This is a genomic window from Marinomonas sp. MED121 (assembly GCF_000153025.1).
Taxonomy (GTDB): Bacteria; Pseudomonadota; Gammaproteobacteria; order Pseudomonadales; family Marinomonadaceae; genus Marinomonas.
In genome coordinates this window covers 1,634,538-1,653,763 of the sequence record NZ_CH672429.1, presented here as the reverse complement: position 1 = coordinate 1,653,763, position 19,226 = coordinate 1,634,538, and the positions used below count along the sequence as shown (strand labels likewise).

The 19,226-nt window shown below is 42.3% G+C and carries 16 protein-coding genes and 1 riboswitch; of the genes, 11 read left to right on the top strand and 5 right to left on the bottom strand.

The features are described 5' to 3' along the window. Positions 1 to 120 precede the first annotated feature (120 nt). The 5 genes from MED121_RS07475 to MED121_RS07455 form a co-directional block, all read right to left on the bottom strand. Entirely contained in the window at positions 121 to 699 is a 579-nt protein-coding gene (locus tag MED121_RS07475) for a hypothetical protein (RefSeq protein ID WP_009833040.1), read from the bottom strand. 110 nt (positions 700 to 809) lie between these two features. Next, the gene (locus MED121_RS07470) at positions 810 to 1,880 is read right to left on the bottom strand and encodes an iron ABC transporter permease (RefSeq protein ID WP_009833039.1); all 1,071 of its coding nucleotides are present in this window, start codon (positions 1,878 to 1,880) and stop codon (positions 810 to 812) included. Positions 1,881 to 1,886: 6 nt separating this feature from the next. Then, a complete protein-coding gene (locus MED121_RS07465) occupies positions 1,887 to 2,870 on the bottom strand; it encodes an ABC transporter substrate-binding protein (protein ID WP_009833038.1) in 984 nt (327 codons plus the stop codon). Between the two features lie 31 nt (positions 2,871 to 2,901). Beyond that, positions 2,902 to 3,678, bottom strand: coding sequence for an ABC transporter ATP-binding protein (locus tag MED121_RS07460; RefSeq protein WP_009833037.1), 777 nt, complete (start codon positions 3,676 to 3,678; stop codon positions 2,902 to 2,904). Positions 3,679 to 3,774: 96 nt separating this feature from the next. Beyond that, positions 3,775 to 4,452, bottom strand: a complete 678-nt coding sequence (locus tag MED121_RS07455) for an energy-coupling factor ABC transporter permease (RefSeq protein ID WP_009833036.1) — start codon at positions 4,450 to 4,452, stop codon at positions 3,775 to 3,777. A gap of 60 nt (positions 4,453 to 4,512) precedes the next feature. Continuing rightward, a riboswitch (cobalamin riboswitch) is annotated at positions 4,513 to 4,744 on the bottom strand. 248 nt (positions 4,745 to 4,992) lie between these two features. Here MED121_RS07455 and MED121_RS07450 point away from each other — a divergent pair. The 11 genes from MED121_RS07450 (at position 4,993) to greA (ending at position 19,136) form a co-directional block, all read left to right on the top strand. Then, positions 4,993 to 6,543: a 2-isopropylmalate synthase gene (locus MED121_RS07450; RefSeq protein ID WP_009833035.1), complete on the top strand. Its 1,551-nt coding sequence runs from the start codon at positions 4,993 to 4,995 to the stop codon at positions 6,541 to 6,543. Between the two features lie 72 nt (positions 6,544 to 6,615). After that, the gene (locus tag MED121_RS07445; RefSeq protein ID WP_009833034.1) at positions 6,616 to 7,458 is read left to right on the top strand and encodes a hypothetical protein; all 843 of its coding nucleotides are present in this window, start codon (positions 6,616 to 6,618) and stop codon (positions 7,456 to 7,458) included. Positions 7,459 to 7,705: 247 nt separating this feature from the next. After that, positions 7,706 to 9,979: an MMPL family transporter gene (locus MED121_RS07440; RefSeq protein WP_116371567.1), complete on the top strand. Its 2,274-nt coding sequence runs from the start codon at positions 7,706 to 7,708 to the stop codon at positions 9,977 to 9,979. A gap of 12 nt (positions 9,980 to 9,991) precedes the next feature. Beyond that, positions 9,992 to 10,831, top strand: a complete 840-nt coding sequence (locus MED121_RS07435; protein WP_116371566.1) for an outer membrane lipoprotein-sorting protein — start codon at positions 9,992 to 9,994, stop codon at positions 10,829 to 10,831. Beyond that, on the top strand, positions 10,832 to 12,187 hold the full coding sequence (locus MED121_RS07430; protein ID WP_009833031.1) for a DUF1302 family protein: 1,356 nt from the start codon (positions 10,832 to 10,834) through the stop codon (positions 12,185 to 12,187). Between the two features lie 43 nt (positions 12,188 to 12,230). Beyond that, complete coding sequence (locus MED121_RS23650; protein ID WP_009833030.1) at positions 12,231 to 12,899, top strand: TetR/AcrR family transcriptional regulator; 669 nt, start codon at positions 12,231 to 12,233, stop codon at positions 12,897 to 12,899. Beyond that, positions 12,899 to 13,378 (top strand): ribosomal protein S18-alanine N-acetyltransferase, encoded by a 480-nt coding sequence (gene rimI / locus MED121_RS07420; protein WP_009833029.1) that lies wholly within the window; start codon positions 12,899 to 12,901, stop codon positions 13,376 to 13,378. Before MED121_RS23650 ends, rimI begins: the two co-directional genes overlap by 1 nt. 3 nt (positions 13,379 to 13,381) lie before the next feature. After that, entirely contained in the window at positions 13,382 to 13,987 is a 606-nt protein-coding gene (locus MED121_RS07415; RefSeq protein ID WP_009833028.1) for a DJ-1/PfpI family protein, read from the top strand. Positions 13,988 to 14,284: 297 nt separating this feature from the next. Then, on the top strand, positions 14,285 to 15,427 hold the full coding sequence (gene carA, locus MED121_RS07405; RefSeq protein WP_009833027.1) for a glutamine-hydrolyzing carbamoyl-phosphate synthase small subunit: 1,143 nt from the start codon (positions 14,285 to 14,287) through the stop codon (positions 15,425 to 15,427). A gap of 17 nt (positions 15,428 to 15,444) precedes the next feature. Next, positions 15,445 to 18,660, top strand: coding sequence for a carbamoyl-phosphate synthase large subunit (gene carB, locus MED121_RS07400; protein WP_009833026.1), 3,216 nt, complete (start codon positions 15,445 to 15,447; stop codon positions 18,658 to 18,660). Continuing rightward, on the top strand, positions 18,660 to 19,136 hold the full coding sequence (gene greA, locus MED121_RS07395) for a transcription elongation factor GreA (RefSeq protein WP_009833025.1): 477 nt from the start codon (positions 18,660 to 18,662) through the stop codon (positions 19,134 to 19,136). Before carB ends, greA begins: the two co-directional genes overlap by 1 nt. Positions 19,137 to 19,226 lie beyond the last annotated feature (90 nt).

Here is a 19,226-nt window from a genome sequence, read left to right as displayed (position 1 = left end):
AATACGCTGAAACGCAAGATTCTGCACTTTTTACTGATAAAAATGTTGCAGACGTTTGTGAGAGAGATTAGTTAGAAAATGTAAGAAGGAGCATGCTTAGGAACATGCTCCAGAAATAGGTTAAATAGCTAAATTTGCATAAACCTTATGGCCTTCTTTAACTTTCCAGCTTCCAAACCCTTCTAAAGTTTGAACTTCAGCTTTCAGAGCCGCTAATTCTTCTACCGATAGAATATCAAAAGAGTGGCTTTGGTAACTTCTTTGTCCATCAGGTGCTGTTTCTCTTGTCAGTACAATGATAATCGGCAGAATAGTGATTTCTCCTGCTTTAGTATCAAAAGGAATTTGTTGATCTTTATCAAGTTGGTAAGAGCTTCCTGTACCTACCGCTTTAGTGCGGCCGCCGCTTACAGGATAGGATTTAACCCCAGTAATAACATATTCACCAGCTGGTAAGTCTTTTGTTACTGCAAAAGTATCATTAGCCTTTCTAGCATTAATTTTAACTAACAGGTCTTCATCATTATTTAGAATGTAAGCATAACCCCAAGCACCTTTTGATTTTGTTGCATTATCTGCAGCATAAGGAGCTAGCACTAAAGTAGAGTCAGAAGAGGTTGGGTTAGGTAAAATGGTTTTACAACCTGCAAGTGTTAATGCAATAACAGCCGTTAATGCAAGAGTTAAAAGCGATTTCATAAAAGGTATATCCTATACATTTAGTTGACATTATTTTGACTAGAGGACATTGCTAGAGAAAAGCGTGTAAGTCAAGGTAATTGTTATTAACTCATTAACCTGAAAGTAATTTAATTCTTTTTTAAGATGAGATAGCAAAAATAGGCGCCGCCTATGCCGCCAGAAAGAATGCCGATGGGCAACTCTTGTGGGGCGGTGAGGTTTCTGGCTAATAAATCCATGTAGAGTAAGAAGGTTGCTCCAGCTAAAAAGCTTAATGGAATCAATACACGGTTATTGCCGCCAATCCAGTGGCGTAAAATATGCGGTATAACGAGCCCGATAAAGCCAATTGATCCGGTTAAAGAGACGATGACACTAGTAAGTAAGCCTGTGCATAACAAGAAAATGATTTGGTAACGCTTTACTGGAATCCCTAGCGTATGGGCGCTTTGGCTGCCCATCATTAAGGTGTTAAGAACAGGGGCCTGCCAAATTAGCCAGAGGCAGGTGCATAACACTGTTATAGCAGGTAAGAAAAGGTTGCTCCATTGGGCACGGCCAAGGCCGCCTAACATCCAGAATAGAATAGAGTTAGCCGTACTTTGATCGCCTAAATAGATTAGAAAATTAGTGGCAGCCATGAGTAAAAATGAAATGGCGACACCGGCTAGAATGATTTTATCTGGGGACTGATTGGTCTTTTTACTTAGCAGAGCAAAGAGGAAGATAAGAGATAATAAACTGCCTAAGAAGCTTGCTATGGTGAGAGAATAAAGCCCTGCAAATAAACCTATGTGAGCAATGACAGCAACAGCCCCTAACGATGCCCCAGAAGAAGCCCCTAGCAAAAATGGGTCTGCTAAGGGGTTGCGAGTAACAGCCTGCAATACGGCACCCGCGACCGCTAAACCACCGCCAGCCAGTATGGCTAGTATGCTTCTAGGTAGTCTTAGTTGCCAAATAATACTGGTATGTATTGGGCTGACAGCAGAGGCAAGTTCAGGGTCTATTGGAATCTGAAGTAAGTGATACAGTTTGATTTTAAAAATATTCACAATATCAGTGAAGGTGATATTAGACACCCCTTCGCTGATATTGAAAAAAAGCCCAAGTAATAACACCCCTAGGAGTATTAAAGTAAGTAATTGCTTACTTTTTATAGCTTGCAGGTGAGGTTCTTGGGGCTGTATTAAGCTCAAATCAACTTACTCTTTGAACATGTGTTGAGAAAGCTTTTTAATGGCACCAATGTTTAATGGCCCAGGTGTGATTTCCCCATATTCAAGCGGTATAAAGCGCTCATTTTTAACCGCACTTAGTTGAGACAGTAATGGATGGTTTTGTAAGAAGTTCCAAGACTGCTTCCAACCTCCTTTGTCATAATCAACCAAAATTAAAAAGTCAGGATTAGTGTCCATAATGGCTTCAATACTCACCTTGCCCCAACTGGTATCTAGATGATCCATTACATTGATGCCACCTGCTGCACGGATTAAAGCCGTTGGCATGCCGAATCGACCTGAGGTAAAAACTTTATCTTCCCCTGAATCATACAAGAAGACTTTTACAGGTGACTTACCCTTGACTGATGCTTGAATGCCTTGGATCTCATCTTGCCAAGTGTTAATCAGTTTTTCTGCTTTTTCTTGTACACCAAAAACAGCACCTAAACGAATCATGTCATCGTATAACAGTGCCATTTTTGCATCTTCACCTTGTTTGTCTAAATGAACGCAAGACTCACTTAACTCTAAGGTTTTGATATTAAAGCGCTCAAGCCCTTGTGGTGTCACATCCTCGCCAATACGCATGCCATAATTCCAACCGGCAAAAAAAAGATCGGGGTTAGCCGATAAGATATTTTCTAGACTTGGATTCTTGCTGGCAAGTTCTGGAATACCTTGGCGGTCTTTATCAAAGCTAGGAGAGGTTTTATACCACCCCGTAATGCCTGTTAGGCCCACGATTTGATCTTGAAGGTCGAGTGCAAAGGCCATTTGTGACATGTTTTGATCATGAATAACGGCTCTTGTCGGTGCTTGTTCAAAGGTAATGCTTCTATCACAGCTGGTGACTGTGACAGGAAAGTTACTTGCGTTTACGTGAAAACTTGCTCCAAGACCTAGTGCGCCGAATGTTAGTGCTCCGAGTGTTAGAAAAGAGTGTTTAATTTGTTTTAAAGACGTCATGTTTTTCTCAAATTATGATCTTAGCCAGTGGCTAATAACTTGTTAATGGCTCTGTGTGAATGCTTAAACAGTCATGTTGATTGGTATAGGTTGTGGCTTTTACTTTAAAAACCTGTTCAAACAATGACTGGGTGAGTATGTCTTTAGCTGGACCTTGTTGTATTACCTTGCCTTGGCTCATTACGAGTAACTTGTCACAAAACCTTGCTGCTAATTGAATGTCGTGCAAGCTAATGATTAAGGTGATAGGTAAGGACTTAAGTAAATACATAAGCTCTATTTGATGCTGTATATCTAAATGATTGGCGGGCTCATCTAACACTAAAATCTGGGTATTTTGAGCAAGGGCGCGAGCGATTAAGACACGTTTCTTCTCACCACCTGAAAGAGTGTGAAAAACCTGATGTCTAAGCGAAGCCAATTTTAGTTTATCTATGGCGTAGTTTATCCATTTCTGAGCCTCATCATCGTGTCCCCAAAGCCAATGTCGATAGGGGGTTCGACCTGACTCAATCACTTCTTCAACTGATAAGTAAATATCATTAGGCATTTCTTGCATCACAGCGCTAATCAATTGTGCACGAGACTTTTCTTTAAAAGAAGTAAGCGCTTTTCCTTGGATACTGATTTGCCCGGTTGCATTAGAGTTAAGCCCAAGAAGGCAATGGATAAGTGAGGATTTACCCGCACCATTAGGGCCCACTATGCCTAGGGTTTGCTGCTTGGCAAGGTCAAAGCTGACATTAGATAAAAGGGTTTTACCATTATCTAAGGTCAAACTAATTTGCTCTGCTTGAATAAAGGACATAATCGTTTCACTAAGGTGAGTAAGGTGTAGGCAAAGCAAGTGGCAATGCCTACAAGTGGCTAGTCATTCATCAGGTATCTAAAAGACACTTAGTGACTAGTTTGCTTGATAAAGACGCTTATAAACCAAGCCAGTACCTTGCAAGCCGTTAATGGTTTTTGCCGTGGCTAGAATAGCGAGATCCACAAGCGGCTCAAGTAAAACAACCGTGAGATAAGCACCTGAGAAAGCGCCAACAGAGGCTAGGCTTTCGGCACTAAACCCTTGGCCGTAAAATGCCCAAAAAGCGACCCAAGCGACAATGCCTCCTTGATAAGTGAGAGACAGTTTGAATGCTTGGGAGTATTTGATATCCACATAAGCCGTATTGTCACTGATAATTTTGCGAGCAATCACAGACATAGCAAAGAGAGGTAAAAGTAATGTGGTCACATTCATACCAAATTGAGGAAGGTCGAATGGGGCAAAGAAGATACCTTGTGCTAATAAACCACCAATGAGACCAATGGCTGCGGCGGCTGGGCCTAGAATCAGAAATAGGGTTGAACCTAAAATCAAATGAACTTCTGAAACACCGACTGGATGGTGCGGGAAGACTTGGAAAAAGACGAAAACAGACAAAATGGCTAGCATGCTTCTGAATATAAGTGTGCTTAAGCCACTTTCTTTAATACTTTGATAAGCTGATTTAGCGACTAGGCCAAAGGACACTGTGGCGGTTGCGTAGCTAAGCAGAAGCTTGGCTCCTGTTACTATCTCTGGTTCGATATGCACTTTGCATCTCCAATTATTATGATCATACACACCCGTATGACGTTAAAAGGGTGGCGATAACCGCCTTGAGTACGTATAGGCCGGTCTCCGGACTTTATAAGATAAGTTCATTCCTTCCCAATTTAGATTAAATAGAAGCCATTTAATCTAGCTAGTGAAATTGAACAGTGCTACTTGCTCTTATATACCGTTGCGGGGGCAGTACGGGCTTTACTTCTTCCTGAAGTGCACCTGTTTCCCGTTTAACTTTGGTTTAAATCAGATAATGACAGCTCATTTTTAGATTCAAACTTAAAGCACCTAACGCGATAAACTCGTTTATTAGTTTAATTAGGCGAGAGAGTAACCATTTGCAATGGCCATCGCAACTTATCTAACTAGATAAATATTCACCTTAAAGAGAATATTACTTTATTCATTGTGTTAGATTTATATGACTTGAATTTTACTAATAAGTGCAATCAATCAACCCGCACTAGAATAAAAACAGACAGGCTATTCTTTTTTCGGGCAGGAAAAAGCTAGAGAAGGTGGAGTATTATGGCAGATAATAATTTAATCATTTTTGATACAACTTTGCGTGATGGTGAACAAAGCCCTGGCGCATCTATGACACAAGAAGAAAAGCTACGTATTGCGAAAACATTAGAAAAAATGCGAGTGGATGTAATAGAAGCAGGTTTTGCGATTGCAAGCCCTGGAGATTTCGCCTCTGTAAAGGCAATCGCAGATAATGTAAAAGATTCAACTATTTGCTCTTTGTCTCGTGCGCTAGATAAAGATATTGATCGCGCCGCTGAAGCGTTAAAAAATGCAAACTCAGGGCGAATTCATACCTTTATTGCAACTTCTCCCATTCATATGCAGTACAAGTTAAAAATGCAGCCAGAAGATGTGATTGCACAAGCGGTACATGCGGTAAAACGTGCACGCAATTTAGTCGCTGATGTTGAATTTTCGTGTGAAGATGCAGGGCGTTCTGAGCTTCCTTTTTTATGTCAGATAATTGAAGCGGCCATTGATGCGGGTGCATCCACCATTAATATTCCCGATACGGTTGGTTATGCCTTACCTCATGAGTTTGGCGATAAAATAAAATACCTACTTAATCATATCCCTAATGCAGATAAAGCCATCTTTTCTGTGCATTGCCATAATGATTTGGGCTTGGCTGTGGCGAACTCAATTGCGGCGGTTGCCAATGGGGCGCGCCAAGTTGAATGTACTATTAATGGTTTAGGTGAGAGAGCAGGTAACGCGTCACTTGAAGAAGTGGTTATGGCTCTTAAAACGCGTCATGATTTGCTAGAACTTGAGACTAATATTGATACAAGTTTTATCGTGCCAGCATCTCGCTTAGTCTCCAGTGTGACAGGCTTTCCGGTGCAACCAAACAAAGCCATTGTTGGCGCTAATGCGTTTGCCCATGAGTCAGGTATTCACCAAGACGGTATTTTAAAACATAGGGAAACCTATGAAATTATGCGCGCTGAAGATGTGGGTTGGAAAAATAACAAACTCATTATGGGTAAGCACTCTGGTCGTAATGCCTTTAAATCCAAGATGGAAGAGCTGGATATCACCTTTGAATCAGACGAGTCATTAAATACAGCCTTTGCTCGCTTTAAAGAGTTAGCAGATAAAAAGCATGATATTTATGATGAGGATTTAACCGCGCTTATGTCAGCGGAGCGAAGTTTTAGTGATAACGAAGATCACTTTAAGTTCGTGTCTATGACCTCTTCTTCTCAGACTGGCTCTTTACCCAAAGCGAGTATCGTTATGAATGTTGATGGGGTAGAGCATAGTGTTGAGTCAACCGGCGATGGCCAGGTTGATGCTCTCTTTAAGAGTATTGAGTCCTTGGCGCATTCTCATGCAAAACTGAGCTTGTATTCGGTGAATGCTGTTACCCAAGGGATAGAAGCGCAAGGGGAAGTGACCGTTCGATTAGAGCGTGATGGTCGCATTGTAAACGGTATGAGCGCCGATACGGATGTGATTGCAGCCTCCGCCAAAGCCTATATTAATGCCTTGAATCTGCTTTGGAATGAAGTAGATAAGGCCCATCCTCAACCGCACCATTTATGATAGACTTGCCTCTGTTTAGTGTTAAAGCACTTTAAACAGAGGCTTTTACTTCTTTATGTGGAATACGATTGAATGAAATCAGTTACAAACTTATCGTCAGAGCAAGCTTATTGCTTAGATCAGATGGGGATTTCGCGGTGGCAAACACCCGTAACTGAACAAACTTTTGTGGTTCATCGTCCGCTTAATCCTTGGCAAATCCCTAATCTCAAGGTTAACCCAGAAGAGACTCGTCAAAGAGAGAGCTTCTCTCAAGAAGTAGACCTTGCTCCTAGTTATGATGATGGTTTTGCGCCTGCTCAAGCAAAAGCCAAAGTTGATTCTGCCAGCCAGAATAAAACAGTTGCAGGCTTAAAGCAGGAGCTAGAAGCGGAAGCAGGTGTCATCGTTGAAGATTTACAGCCGATAGAAGAGCTATCTGTCGCCATAGAGCCAGCACCTATCATGGTGGAAGGCTTACCTCAGCAATTGCATTGTTTTAGTCTGCTCATCGAAAATAAGCTTTTGATTCTTTCTGATGTGCCTATGGGCTTTCATGATCACGCTGAGATTGAAAAGCTAGCGATGAAAATGGCACAGGCATTACTCAAGCATCCAGTAAATGAGTGGCAATCTACTAGCTTTAACTGGCCAGGTCAGTTGAGGAATCCTTTTTTTGCGGATAGAAGTGATTGGTTATTAGGGGCACTTGAAAGCCACATACAAGTGCGTTTAGGCGATAATCCTATCGATAAAGATGCCCCCGCTTGGATTGTGCTAGCAGGACAAAATATTCAGCAAGTGTTTGCTGAGATTTCTACTCAGCCTTTATTTGCTCATACTAAACAAGCCAATATTGCCAGCTTACCTCAGTTATATCGTATCCCAGAGTTAAAAGCAGACGCTTGGAAAAGCCTGCAAAGTTTACTCGTCTAGTTAATAAAAAGTTCTCACCTGCGAATGACTTGCTTAAGTATTTGAATCCTCAAATCTTTTCATTCTTTTTTAACTCGTAAATCAAGATATATCCAACAGATTACTTAAGTTATTCCTAATTTTTATATTGACAGTGTAAATTTTATATATACGATGTAAATATTCATCGCAAATAAACGATGTAAATGTGGTGAATAGACCTTGGCCTATTTTTGCTGTCACTGGGTTGCTACTAGGGTTGGCGCTTATGTCAATTGTGAGTAAGCCAATTCCTTATGATAACTCTAATGAAATGTACTTCTTACCCAATGACCCAAGTCTGTTGGCGTTCAATGAGTTAACGGATCTGTTTGGCGATTCGGAATACCTTTCCATTGGGGTAGAGGCGAGAGATCAGGACAAAGATGTCTTTAGTCAGGATACGATTCATTTAATCGATTCATTAACTCAAATGCTTGAAGAGCATGAAGTCGTTACTCAGGTAAGAAGTTTATCTAAATACCAATATACCCATAATGATGAGGGTATTTTGGCAACCGATGATCTATTTGAAGAGCCAGATGCGGTAACTCAGGCAGACTTGTTAAATGCCAGAGACATTATGGCGGGTGAGACCTTAGCGCTAAATACCTTGATAACCGAGGACTTTCAGCAAGCGAGGGTGTTAGCGCGCACCGAATATCGCGCTGGGGATAATTCCCATAAGGTAAAGATTGTTACTGATCTTATTCATTTTATTGAATCGCAAAATTTTGCTGAGCAAGGTTATCAGTTACGTTTAGCGGGAAACCCAGTGATAGGTGAGCGATTTGAAACCTTAACCAGAGAAGACATGGCTTGGATAAACCCAACCATGGCTTTGGTTATGTTGGTTATCCTTTTTATCACCTTCCGCTCTGTGACAGGCACATTAATTCCTTGGCTGGTTATTGGTTTTTCCATTGTCAGTATCACCGGCATACAAGCCTATTTTGCTTGGCCTTTTACGGCGGTTAACTCTGCCTTGGTTCCGACATTAATTATTATCGGGATGGGGGTGAGCGTTCATGTTTTGGTGGAGTTTTATCATTTTCGATCTAAAGGACTTGTGCCTAAAGAGGCGGCTTATGAAGCCATAGTTCACTTGTTTCAGCCGGTTTTATTTACCGCTTTAACCACCTCGATTGGTTTCGCTGCCTTGGCCATTACTGAGCTTTTACCTGTCAAACAATATGCCTATTTAGCGGCGATGGGGCCACTAACCATTTTCCTAGTGGCAATGACGACTTTACCTGCCTTATTAAGTTTTATCCCTTGGTTACCTAAAAGAACCCAGACGGCTTTTGAAAACGATCTAGTCGGGCGAATCACCCAAAGTATTCCAGAATTTACCTATCGTCGACGTCTACCTATCGTACTGTTTGGCGCACTTGCCTTACTCTTTAGTTTGTTCTTTGTTAGCAAGATCACAGTGGACTCCAACTTTATTACTTACTTTAAGAAGGACAGTTGGATTACCCAAGATATGCACTATTTCGATGAGCATTTTAAAGGGATTTCTAATCTAGAAATCATGATTGATTCAGGCATAGAAGATGGCGTAAAAGACCCTGCTTTTTTACGCCGAGTGGAATCATTACAAGAGTATTTAGAAGGCTTGCCAGTCGCGGGGGATGCCAACTCATTATTGGACTTTTTAAAACAGATTCGCCAAGCCGTTTCTGAAGATGATCCGGCGTTTTTTATTCTGCCGGACTCTGCACAAATGACGGCTCAACTTCTATTGCTCTATGAAAACTCTGGGCCAGATGAAGATTTATCTGATTTAAAAGACTTTGACCAAAGGCATCTAAGGTTAACCGTGCCAGTTATCAATATGTCAGCTAGTCAGATGACGCTTTTATTAACCCAAATCAATACGGAATTAGAAGCTGAATATCCAGACCTTAGGGTAGAAATCACGGGTCCTATGGTGATGTACAATGTGCAGGACAGATACATTAATGAAGGCATGTTTAACTCATTTAGCATAGCGCTAATTTTAATCGGCTTAAGTTTCTTTGTTCTCTTCCGCTCAGTTAAATATGGTTTGATTGCCCTTGTTCCTAGTGTGGTGCCGATTTTAATGGCGGGTGGTGTTGTCACCTTGATGGGAATCTCATTAGACCTTGGCACCATGATAGTGGGCGCTATGACCATGGGCATTGCAGTCGATGATGCCATTCATGTGGTGAGCCGTTATTTACTTGCACGCTCCCAAGGTGCGAATGTGAATCAAGCGATAGGGCGTGCTATGAATGAATCGGGTCGTGCCGTTGTCTTTACTTCTCTCATCTTAGTGATTGGCTTTAGTGTCATGTTGCTAGGTTCCTTCATCCCTTACATCAATACGGGTTTATTTTCCGCCATCATTATGGGGCTTGCTTTGGTGGGGGATCTTATCGTCTTACCTGCTTTGCTTTACATGATTGACGGTAAAAAAGATGCCCCTCTTTCTGCACAAACGTCAAACGCCGCCAGCTCAAACTCAATGGTTAAATAGGAGTAAATGAATATGACTTTCTTGAACAACAAAACGGCTCAGACAAGATCTCTTGTTAAATACTTAAGCATTGGACTCGTTGTGGCGGGGCTTATTAGTTCACCCGTTTTTGCTGCTGAGTTAACGGCGGCTCAGATTATGCAAAAAGTAGATGATAGGGATACAGGTGAAACTCTTGTGTCCGAAAGCGCTTTGATTTTGATTGATAAGAAAAAGCGTCAAAGGATAAGGCAACTTAAGCTTTTTTCCAAAGAGTACGATCAGGTGGATAAGAGCGTGTCTTTTTTTATGTCACCAGCCGATGTGAAAGATACCGCTTACATGTCGTTTGATTGGGATGATGATGCTAAAGAAGATGACTCTTGGCTTTATTTACCCGCTTTACAAAAGACCAATCGAATTGCTGCCAGCGATAAGTCGGGAGCCTTTATGGGCAGTGACTTTTCCTATGCAGATATTGACGGAGTGGATGTGGAAGATTTTACCTATCGCTTAGTAAAGGAAAGCGAAGAGGTAAATGGTCATGATTGCTGGGTGATTGAATCAATACCTAAGAGTAAAGCCATTATTAAAGAGACGGGTTATCTCAAATCGACCTCTTGGATACGCAAAGATATCTATATGCAGGTTAAGGCCATTATTAATGTTAAAAAAGGCAAGCGAGTTAAATATTTTCAAGCCAAAGATATAGAACAAATCCAAGGTATCTGGACCGCAAAAACCTTGCAAATGGTGACGACTAAGCGCAATAAACTCGAGCACTCTAGTGTATTAAAAATTAATTCCGTGGATTATCAAACCAAGGTTGATGACAAGATGTTTGAGAATACTCGCTTACAGCGAGGTTTATAAATGAAGAGGCTCCCATTAAACAAACAGGTCAGTAGGCATGCACTGACCTGTTTAACTTGCTTGATATTTTGCTCATCAAATCTTGTTTATGCCAATGATGATTTTTTTGCAGACATAGACGTTGAGTATGAGGATGAAGAGGCTTCCCTGACGGATGATTATCAGATTACAGGGCATTTTAAACAGGGCTTAAGCTATGGAGTACAAGACCCAACGACTTCGGGTTTTGATCGTGATAGTAAAGGCGTAGAAGAATTAGACTCTAGTCTTTATCTGGCGCTGGAAAAAGAGGTGTCTGATGAGGTTTTGCTAAAAGCCTCTTTTGACCTCTCCCTTGATTGGGCTAACTGGCAAGCGGGAGAGCTTAGTTATAATACTGATGATACTGGTTTTGTTTGGCGTGATTTATATCTAGATTGGGCCGAAGATGATTTATGGATAAGGGCGGGTAATCAGATTCTCGCTTGGGGTGAGTCGGATGTTTTGGCTATCACGGATGTGGTGAATCCAAGGGATTTGTCTCAGATAGGGCAGGCCGATTTGGAGGATATTCGATTACAGACGCCTGTTTTATTTGCCTCTCATCCCTGGTTGGGTATGCAGGCTGAACTTGCTCTTGTTTATGATGCGGATGCGAATGAAATCGCTGCATCAGGCGAAGCGTTTGACCCTTACATTAATTATACCAATGAGGGGTTAACGGTAAGTGAAAAAGACCCTGATCAATCCCTAGCATTCGTAGGGCGTTTATATAAAAGTTTTAATGGCGGAGACTTTGCTTTTACCTTGGCTGATGTGAATTGGGATGATGTCAGTGGCACAGCTTTTATTAATACGAATGAGTTAGTGTTTCAGTCTTCTAGAGTAAAGGTGTTGGGGGTATCTGGTAGTTGGGTAAAAGGGGATTATTTATTTAAATATGATCTTGCTCAGCATTGGGATAAAGCCTTATTGCCAGATAATGTGACTTCGGCCCCTTGGCAAGAATATGATCAAACTTTAGCTGCCTTGATTCTTGAGTACTCAGGGATTGATGAATGGGTGCTTACTTTTGAATTAGATTCAAATTATACCCATAGTTACTCAGATTCAATTGCCTCTAAAGAGCACACAACTGGCTACTTTGCGAGGGCAATGTGGACCACACTCAATGACCAGCTGACGAGTCAATTTAGTGTGTTAAACCTGTTGGGAGGCGAGGGCCAGATATATCGAATAAGTGCAGATTATGATATTCAAGATGGCATGAGTATTGGTTCAGAATATGTGGTTTATCGTGCCGATTCTGAGTCAGATGACTTATATGCTTATCGTGCGCAAGATGTGGTAAAATTGCGTTATTCATATCATTTTTAACTCAATTTAAGACATTACCCGCAGAAGGTAAGCAAGGAATACTGTGAACAAAAGAGTCGCCTATCATCATGGAAATTTGAAAGAGACCCTAGTGGTTGAAATGTTGTCCTTATTAGAAGAGCAAACATTGGAAGAAATTTCATTACGCAAGCTGGCTAAACATGTGGGTGTGACACCGACGGCTGTGTATAACCACTTTGCTGATAAGCACGCCTTGCTTGCCGCGGTGACGGTTGAGTGTCTAAAACATTTTGCTCGCTATTTAGAAGAGGGTTATGAAGAAGAGGCTAAACCTATAGATCAGTTGATTAGTTTAGGTAAGTCTTATTACTCTTTTGCTTGTGAATTTCCCCATATGGCAGGTGTCTTATTTGACTGTGTTATTCCGCCAGAATATGTGGGTGTTGAATTGATTGAAGCTGGGATGTTGGCAGAAGCAACGACCCGCAAAGTGATCTGTGATTTATTGCTTGAAAGAGGTATTCCTCTTTCTAAAGAAAGTGAAGCCCTAGGTACCTTTATGGCTTGGAGCTTAAGTCATGGTGTGACGGCGCTATCTACCAAGAAGATGAACCAATCCGCTTGTATCACTGAACGCTGGCCTATGGTGTTCTCGATGGAAAGTCAGGAATCGATTGATTATGTGTTTGATAATATGGGCTACATCTTGGTTGAAGGCTTAGTCGCTTGCTTGAAAAAAGACGCGCAATAGTGCCTCAGAATAGTAGCGTGGAATATGTTTATCGGCTAGCCACTAGAGATGATCTTGCGGATATTGTCCTACTTGATCAAATAGCGAACCCTCACCCTTGGGGGGAACGTTTAGTGACTCAGAGCTTCGACCAACCTCAAAAGCGCATTAATATTCTGGTATTGAATCAGGATCAAACGCTTTGTGGCTGGCTCACTGCCTCAAGGCTATTTGACGAATCAGAGCTCGAGCTCATTATGGTTGCGCCTCAAGCCAGACGACAAGGCTTAGCGCAAGGCTTGATACAAGCTTGGTTGGCGAGCATAAAGCCAATACCTGTCCATCTTTGTATGTTAGAAGTCAGAGAGTCCAATCAAGCCGCCTTAGCCCTATATCAAAAAATCGGCTTTGATCAAGTGGGCTTGCGTAAAAATTATTACGTCACAAAGAGCGGTAAAGAAGCCGCCATTCTAATGAATTTAAATTTAAGAAAGGATTAACTCATGCCAAGTGTATTAGTGCCCATTGCGAATGGTAGTGAAGATATCGAAGCCATTACCATTATTGACGTATTACGTCGTGGCGGTGTGGAAGTGGTTGTTGCCAGTGTGCATGACAGTCTACAAATAACCGCAGCAAGAGGCAGTAAGATAGAAGCCGATGTGCTTCTATCTGAATTGGAAACTTATGTCTTTGAAGATGGTAGTCACTATAGTGTCGGTGAAGCGTTAGATGAAAATGTCATGTTTGATGCCATTGCTTTACCTGGCGGTATACCGGGTGCTGAACATTTAAGAGATTCTGAGTTGCTGGTGGATATTTTAGAAAAGCATGATATCCATGATGCGATTTTAGCGGCTATTTGTGCGGCGCCTGCTTTAGTGCTGGGAACCCATGGTTTTGTGATGGATAAACAAGCCACCTGTTATCCTGGGTTTGAAGACGGCTTAACTGGCGCTCAGTATGTGGCAGATCAACCTGTGGTGATGGATGAGAACATTATGACTAGTCAAGGGCCAGCTACCGCTATGGTATTTTCATTGAGCTTATTAGCAAACCTGATTGGTTATGAAAAGACACAAGAGGTGGCGGCAGGACTTTTGTGTTAATCCATACTAATTGAAGGGGGATTTCTGGGTATTTGCCCTGTTCATTATTAAAACAATGGGGCTTATACTAATCTTGACCTTAAGGTCAATAGAATCTTAAAAAAAGAACTTAAATAACTGGCATTAAATCGGTTATTTGCTAGACGCTTGAGCCAGATAAGAGTAAAATTGTTCAGATTTTTGGGCAGTTTCTCATTGCGGAATTGTCCAATGAAACCGCTATTCAAAAAAGCGAGATGCACCTTATGGAGCGTCTCGCTTTTTTGCAACCAGACAGGCATAAAACGGGAGGCTCCTTTGGCAACATCAGCGATTCTAGCTCTAGAAGACGGCACTATATTTAAAGGCGTGTCGATCGGGGCAGATGGCTCCTCAACTGGCGAGGTGGTATTCAATACCTCTATGACCGGTTATCAAGAAATTCTTACAGATCCTTCCTACGCTCGACAAATCGTTACTTTAACTTATCCTCATATCGGTAATACCGGTGTGACTGAAGAAGATGAAGAATCAGATAGCATCTGGTGTAACGGCTTGATCATTCGTGACTTGCCACTTGTTGCAAGCAGCTGGCGTAAACAAGAAACTTTGGATGCTTACCTTACACGTAAAAACGTCGTGGGTATTGCTGATATAGATACACGTAAGCTAACGCGTATTTTGCGAGAAAAAGGTGCTCAAGCTGGCTGCATTATGGCGGGCGATGACGTTTTATCTGAAGAAGTTCAGGCTAAAGCCTTAGCTGCAGCACGTGCTTTCCCTGGACTTAAAGGCATGGATCTCGCCAAAGAAGTCACGGTTAAAGAAGAATGTGAATGGACAGAATCAACTTGGGACCTAGTAAAAGGTCATACAACACCAAGTGAATTTGACTTCCATGTGGTTGCTTATGATTTCGGTGTGAAGCGCAATATCTTGCGTATGTTGGTTGAGCGCGGTTGTAAAGTGACCGTGGTTCCTGCACAAACACCTGCCGCTGCTGTTTTAGCCATGAATCCTGATGGTGTATTCCTATCTAATGGACCTGGTGATCCAGAGCCATGTGATTATGCGATCACAGCAATAAAAGAAATTTTAACCACAGATATTCCTGTATTTGGTATTTGCCTAGGCCATCAGCTGTTGGCATTAGCAAGTGGTGCTAAAACTAAGAAAATGAAGTTTGGTCACCATGGTGCTAACCACCCAGTGCAAGACATTAAAGCGGGCACTGTGATGATTACCAGTCAAAACCACGGTTTCGCGGTTGATGAAGATAGCCTTCCTAGTAATCTAGAAGCGACACATAAATCATTGTTTGACGGTTCTTTGCAAGGTATCGCAAGAACAGATAAGCGTGCATTCAGCTTCCAAGGCCACCCAGAAGCTAGCCCTGGTCCACATGATGTTGCACCTTTGTTCGATCAATTCATTGACTCTATCAAAGCCTCTAAAGCCTAAGCAGGAAACAAATTATTATGCCAAAACGTACTGATATCAAAAGCGTTTTAATCTTAGGTGCTGGTCCGATCATCATCGGTCAGGCCTGTGAGTTTGACTATTCTGGTGCGCAAGCGTGTAAAGCGCTACGTGAAGAAGGTCTACGCGTTATTCTGGTTAACTCTAACCCAGCGACCATCATGACTGATCCAGCCATGGCTGACTCAACTTACATTGAGCCAATCGAATGGAAAACCGTTGCGAAAATTATCGAAAAAGAACGCCCAGATGCCGTATTGCCTACTATGGGTGGTCAAACTGCATTGAACTGTGCCCTTGATCTTGAGCGTCACGGTGTATTAGCTGAATTCGATGTGGAAATGATTGGTGCAACGGCTGATGCGATCGACAAAGCGGAAGACAGAAACCGCTTTGACCAAGCGATGAAAGCCATTGGTCTTGAATGTCCTCGTGCCGGCATTGCGCACAATATGGAAGAAGCATACGGCGTTCAGCGTGAAGTTGGCTTCCCTTGTATTATCCGTCCTTCTTTCACCATGGGTGGTACCGGTGGTGGTATCGCTTATAACACAGAAGAGTTTGAAGAAATCTGTACGCGTGGTTTGGATCTATCGCCAACCAACGAATTGCTAATCGATGAATCTTTGATCGGTTGGAAAGAATATGAGATGGAAGTGGTACGTGACAAAAAAGACAATTGTATTATTGTTTGTGCCATTGAAAACTTTGATGCCATGGGGGTTCACACTGGTGACTCTATCACGGTCGCACCTGCACAGACGCTGACTGATAAAGAATATCAAATCATGCGTAATGCCTCTTTGGCAGTATTGCGTGAGATTGGTGTTGAAACTGGTGGCTCTAACGTTCAGTTTGGTATGGACCCTAAAACAGGTCGTCTAGTTGTTATCGAGATGAACCCTCGTGTCTCTCGCTCTTCAGCACTAGCGTCTAAAGCGACCGGTTTCCCGATCGCAAAAATCGCCGCTAAATTGGCGATTGGCTATACCTTAGATGAGTTGCAAAACGACATCACAGGTGGTCGTACACCAGCAAGTTTCGAGCCTGCGATTGACTATGTTGTAACTAAGATTCCTCGTTTTACTTTCGAGAAGTTTCCAACAGCGAATGATCGTCTGACCACACAGATGAAATCTGTGGGTGAAGTAATGGCAATTGGCCGTACTTTCCAAGAGTCAGTACAAAAAGCATTGCGTGGCCTAGAAGTGGGCGCGGATGGTTTTAATCCTCAGCTAAACTTTGCCGAAGAAAACAGCAAAGACAAACTCATTCACGAACTTAAGTCGCCAGGTGCGGATCGTATTTGGTACATAGGTGATGCATTCCGTATGGGAATGTCTGTGGACGAATTGTACGAACTAACCGGTGTCGACCATTGGTTCCTAGTTCAAATCGAAGATCTCATCAAAGAAGAAACAGGTTTAGCGAAAGCAGGCTTAGCGGATCTTGATTACGATTACATCCGTCGTCTAAAACGCAAAGGTTTCTCTGATGCACGTTTAGCGCAATTAATGGATGTGACAGAAAAGTCTTTGCGTGAGCGCCGTTACCTGATGAATGTACACCCAGTGTATAAGCGTGTTGATACTTGTGCGGCTGAATTCGCAACAGATACAGCTTACCTTTACTCTACTTATGAAGATGAGTGTGAAGCTGAGCCAAGTAACAAAGATAAAGTGGTTATCTTAGGTGGTGGTCCAAACCGTATCGGTCAAGGTATCGAGTTTGATTACTGCTGTGTACATGCTGCGCTAGCATTACGTGATAACGGTTTTGAAACTATCATGGTTAACTGTAACCCTGAGACAGTCTCAACTGACTACGACACGTCTGATCGTTTGTACTTTGAGCCGGTAACGCTTGAAGATGTATTAGAAATCGTTCGTAAAGAAAAACCAAAAGGCGTTATCGTTCAGTTCGGTGGCCAAACACCACTTAAAATTGCCCGTGCTTTAGAAGCTGAAGGTGTGCCAATTATTGGTACCTCACCAGAAGCGATTGACCGTGCAGAAGATAGAGAACGTTTCCAAAGCATGATCCAGCGTCTAGGTTACAAACAGCCTAACAACGCAACCGTTCGTAGTACGGATCAAGCGCTTATCAAAGCCGCTGAAATTGGCTTCCCTCTGGTTGTACGTCCATCTTATGTACTCGGTGGCCGTGCGATGGAGATTGTTTATAACGAGTCAGAATTAACCCGTTATATGACAACAGCGGTAAAAGTATCTAACGATAGCCCAGTACTGTTAGACCACTTCTTGAATGCAGCGATCGAGATAGACATTGATTGTATCTCTGATGGTAAGCAAGTTGTGATTGGCGGCATTATGCAGCACATCGAACAAGCGGGTGTTCACTCTGGTGATTCAGCTTGCGCCTTGCCTCCTCACTCATTAACGCAAGCTCAGCAAGACGATATTCGTGAGATGATTGCGAAAATGGCCCTAGAGTTGGGTGTTATCGGTTTGATGAATACTCAGCTAGCGATTCAAGATGGTGAGATTTATGTGATTGAGGTTAACCCTCGTGCATCACGTACTGTACCTTTTGTTTCTAAGTGCATTGGCCGCTCTTTAGCTCAAGTTGCTGCTTTGGTTATGTCTGGTAAGACATTGGCTGAGCTTGAGTTTACTAAAGAAATTATCCCTTCTTATGTGAGCGTGAAAGAAGCTGTCTTCCCATTCAATAAGTTCCAAGGTGTTGATCCAATTCTTGGGCCTGAGATGAAGTCAACGGGTGAAGTCATGGGTGTGGGTGATACCTTCGCTGAAGCCTTTGGTAAAGCGGTTCTTGGTGGCGGTACTGTATTGCCAACAGGTGGAACAGCCTTTGTCAGTGTGCGTGATATGGATAAGCCTAAGCTAGTTTCTGTAGCACAACGCTTGATTGAAAATGGCTTCGAGCTGGTCGCTACAAGCGGTACTGCTAGCTTCTTAACCGAACAAGGTGTTGTTGTTCGTAAGATTAACAAGGTAAACGAAGGTCGCCCTCATATCGTTGATATGCTGAAAAACGGCGAAATCGATTACATTGTTAATACGACTGAAGGTACTCAAGCAATTGCCGATTCTTCCGTGATTCGACGTACAGCATTACAGCGTAAGGTTTGTTACACTACAACATTAACGGGCGCTGAAGCGACTAGCTATGCGCTGGGCTGGAATGAAGAAACGAAAGTTCGTAGATTACAAGATTTGCACCAGGGGAAATAATGAGAAAAGTACCAATGACGGTAGAAGGCGAAGCACGTTTACGTGAAGAGCTGGGTCACCTTAAATCTGTGGAGCGTCCACGTATCATCAATGATATTGCGATTGCACGTGAACATGGCGACTTGAAAGAGAACGCTGAATACCATGCCGCTCGTGAAGAACAAGGGTTTGCAGAAGGTCGTATTAAAGAGATTGAAGGTAAACTTTCAGACTCTCAGGTGATTGATGTTAAAGCCATTGCACACACTGGCAAGGTTATTTTTGGTAGTACAATTACCTTGTTTAATGTGGACACAGAAGAAACGGTGACTTATCGCATTGTGGGTGATGACGAAGCTGAAGTGAAAGATAAAAAAATCTCTTATGCTTCGCCAATTGCTAAAGCACTCATTGGTAAAAATGAAGGTGACGAAGTTGCCATCAAGATTCCAAGTGGTGAGGTCGTTTATGAAATAGAGAGTGTTGAACACCTTTAATTAACACTTTATAAACGCTTTAAAAAAACCAGCCTTAGATAGGCTGGTTTTTTTTGTGCTGAAATAAAGGCTTGATGTGTTATTTGTTAA

Excerpts from the sequence above, each read along its gene's own strand:
- MED121_RS07475 (WP_009833040.1), bottom strand. The coding sequence starts at position 699 with ATGAAATCGCTTTTAACTCTTGCATTAACGGCTGTTATTGCATTAACA.
- MED121_RS07465 (WP_009833038.1), bottom strand. The coding sequence starts at position 2,870 with ATGACGTCTTTAAAACAAATTAAACACTCTTTTCTAACACTCGGAGCA.
- MED121_RS07460 (WP_009833037.1), bottom strand. The coding sequence starts at position 3,678 with ATGTCCTTTATTCAAGCAGAGCAAATTAGTTTGACCTTAGATAATGGT.
- MED121_RS07450 (WP_009833035.1), top strand. The coding sequence starts at position 4,993 with ATGGCAGATAATAATTTAATCATTTTTGATACAACTTTGCGTGATGGT.
- MED121_RS07445 (WP_009833034.1), top strand. The coding sequence starts at position 6,616 with ATGAAATCAGTTACAAACTTATCGTCAGAGCAAGCTTATTGCTTAGAT.
- MED121_RS07440 (WP_116371567.1), top strand. The coding sequence starts at position 7,706 with ATGTCAATTGTGAGTAAGCCAATTCCTTATGATAACTCTAATGAAATG.
- MED121_RS07435 (WP_116371566.1), top strand. The coding sequence starts at position 9,992 with ATGACTTTCTTGAACAACAAAACGGCTCAGACAAGATCTCTTGTTAAA.
- MED121_RS07430 (WP_009833031.1), top strand. The coding sequence starts at position 10,832 with ATGAAGAGGCTCCCATTAAACAAACAGGTCAGTAGGCATGCACTGACC.
- MED121_RS07415 (WP_009833028.1), top strand. The coding sequence starts at position 13,382 with ATGCCAAGTGTATTAGTGCCCATTGCGAATGGTAGTGAAGATATCGAA.
- carB (WP_009833026.1), top strand. The coding sequence starts at position 15,445 with ATGCCAAAACGTACTGATATCAAAAGCGTTTTAATCTTAGGTGCTGGT.
- greA (WP_009833025.1), top strand. The coding sequence starts at position 18,660 with ATGAGAAAAGTACCAATGACGGTAGAAGGCGAAGCACGTTTACGTGAA.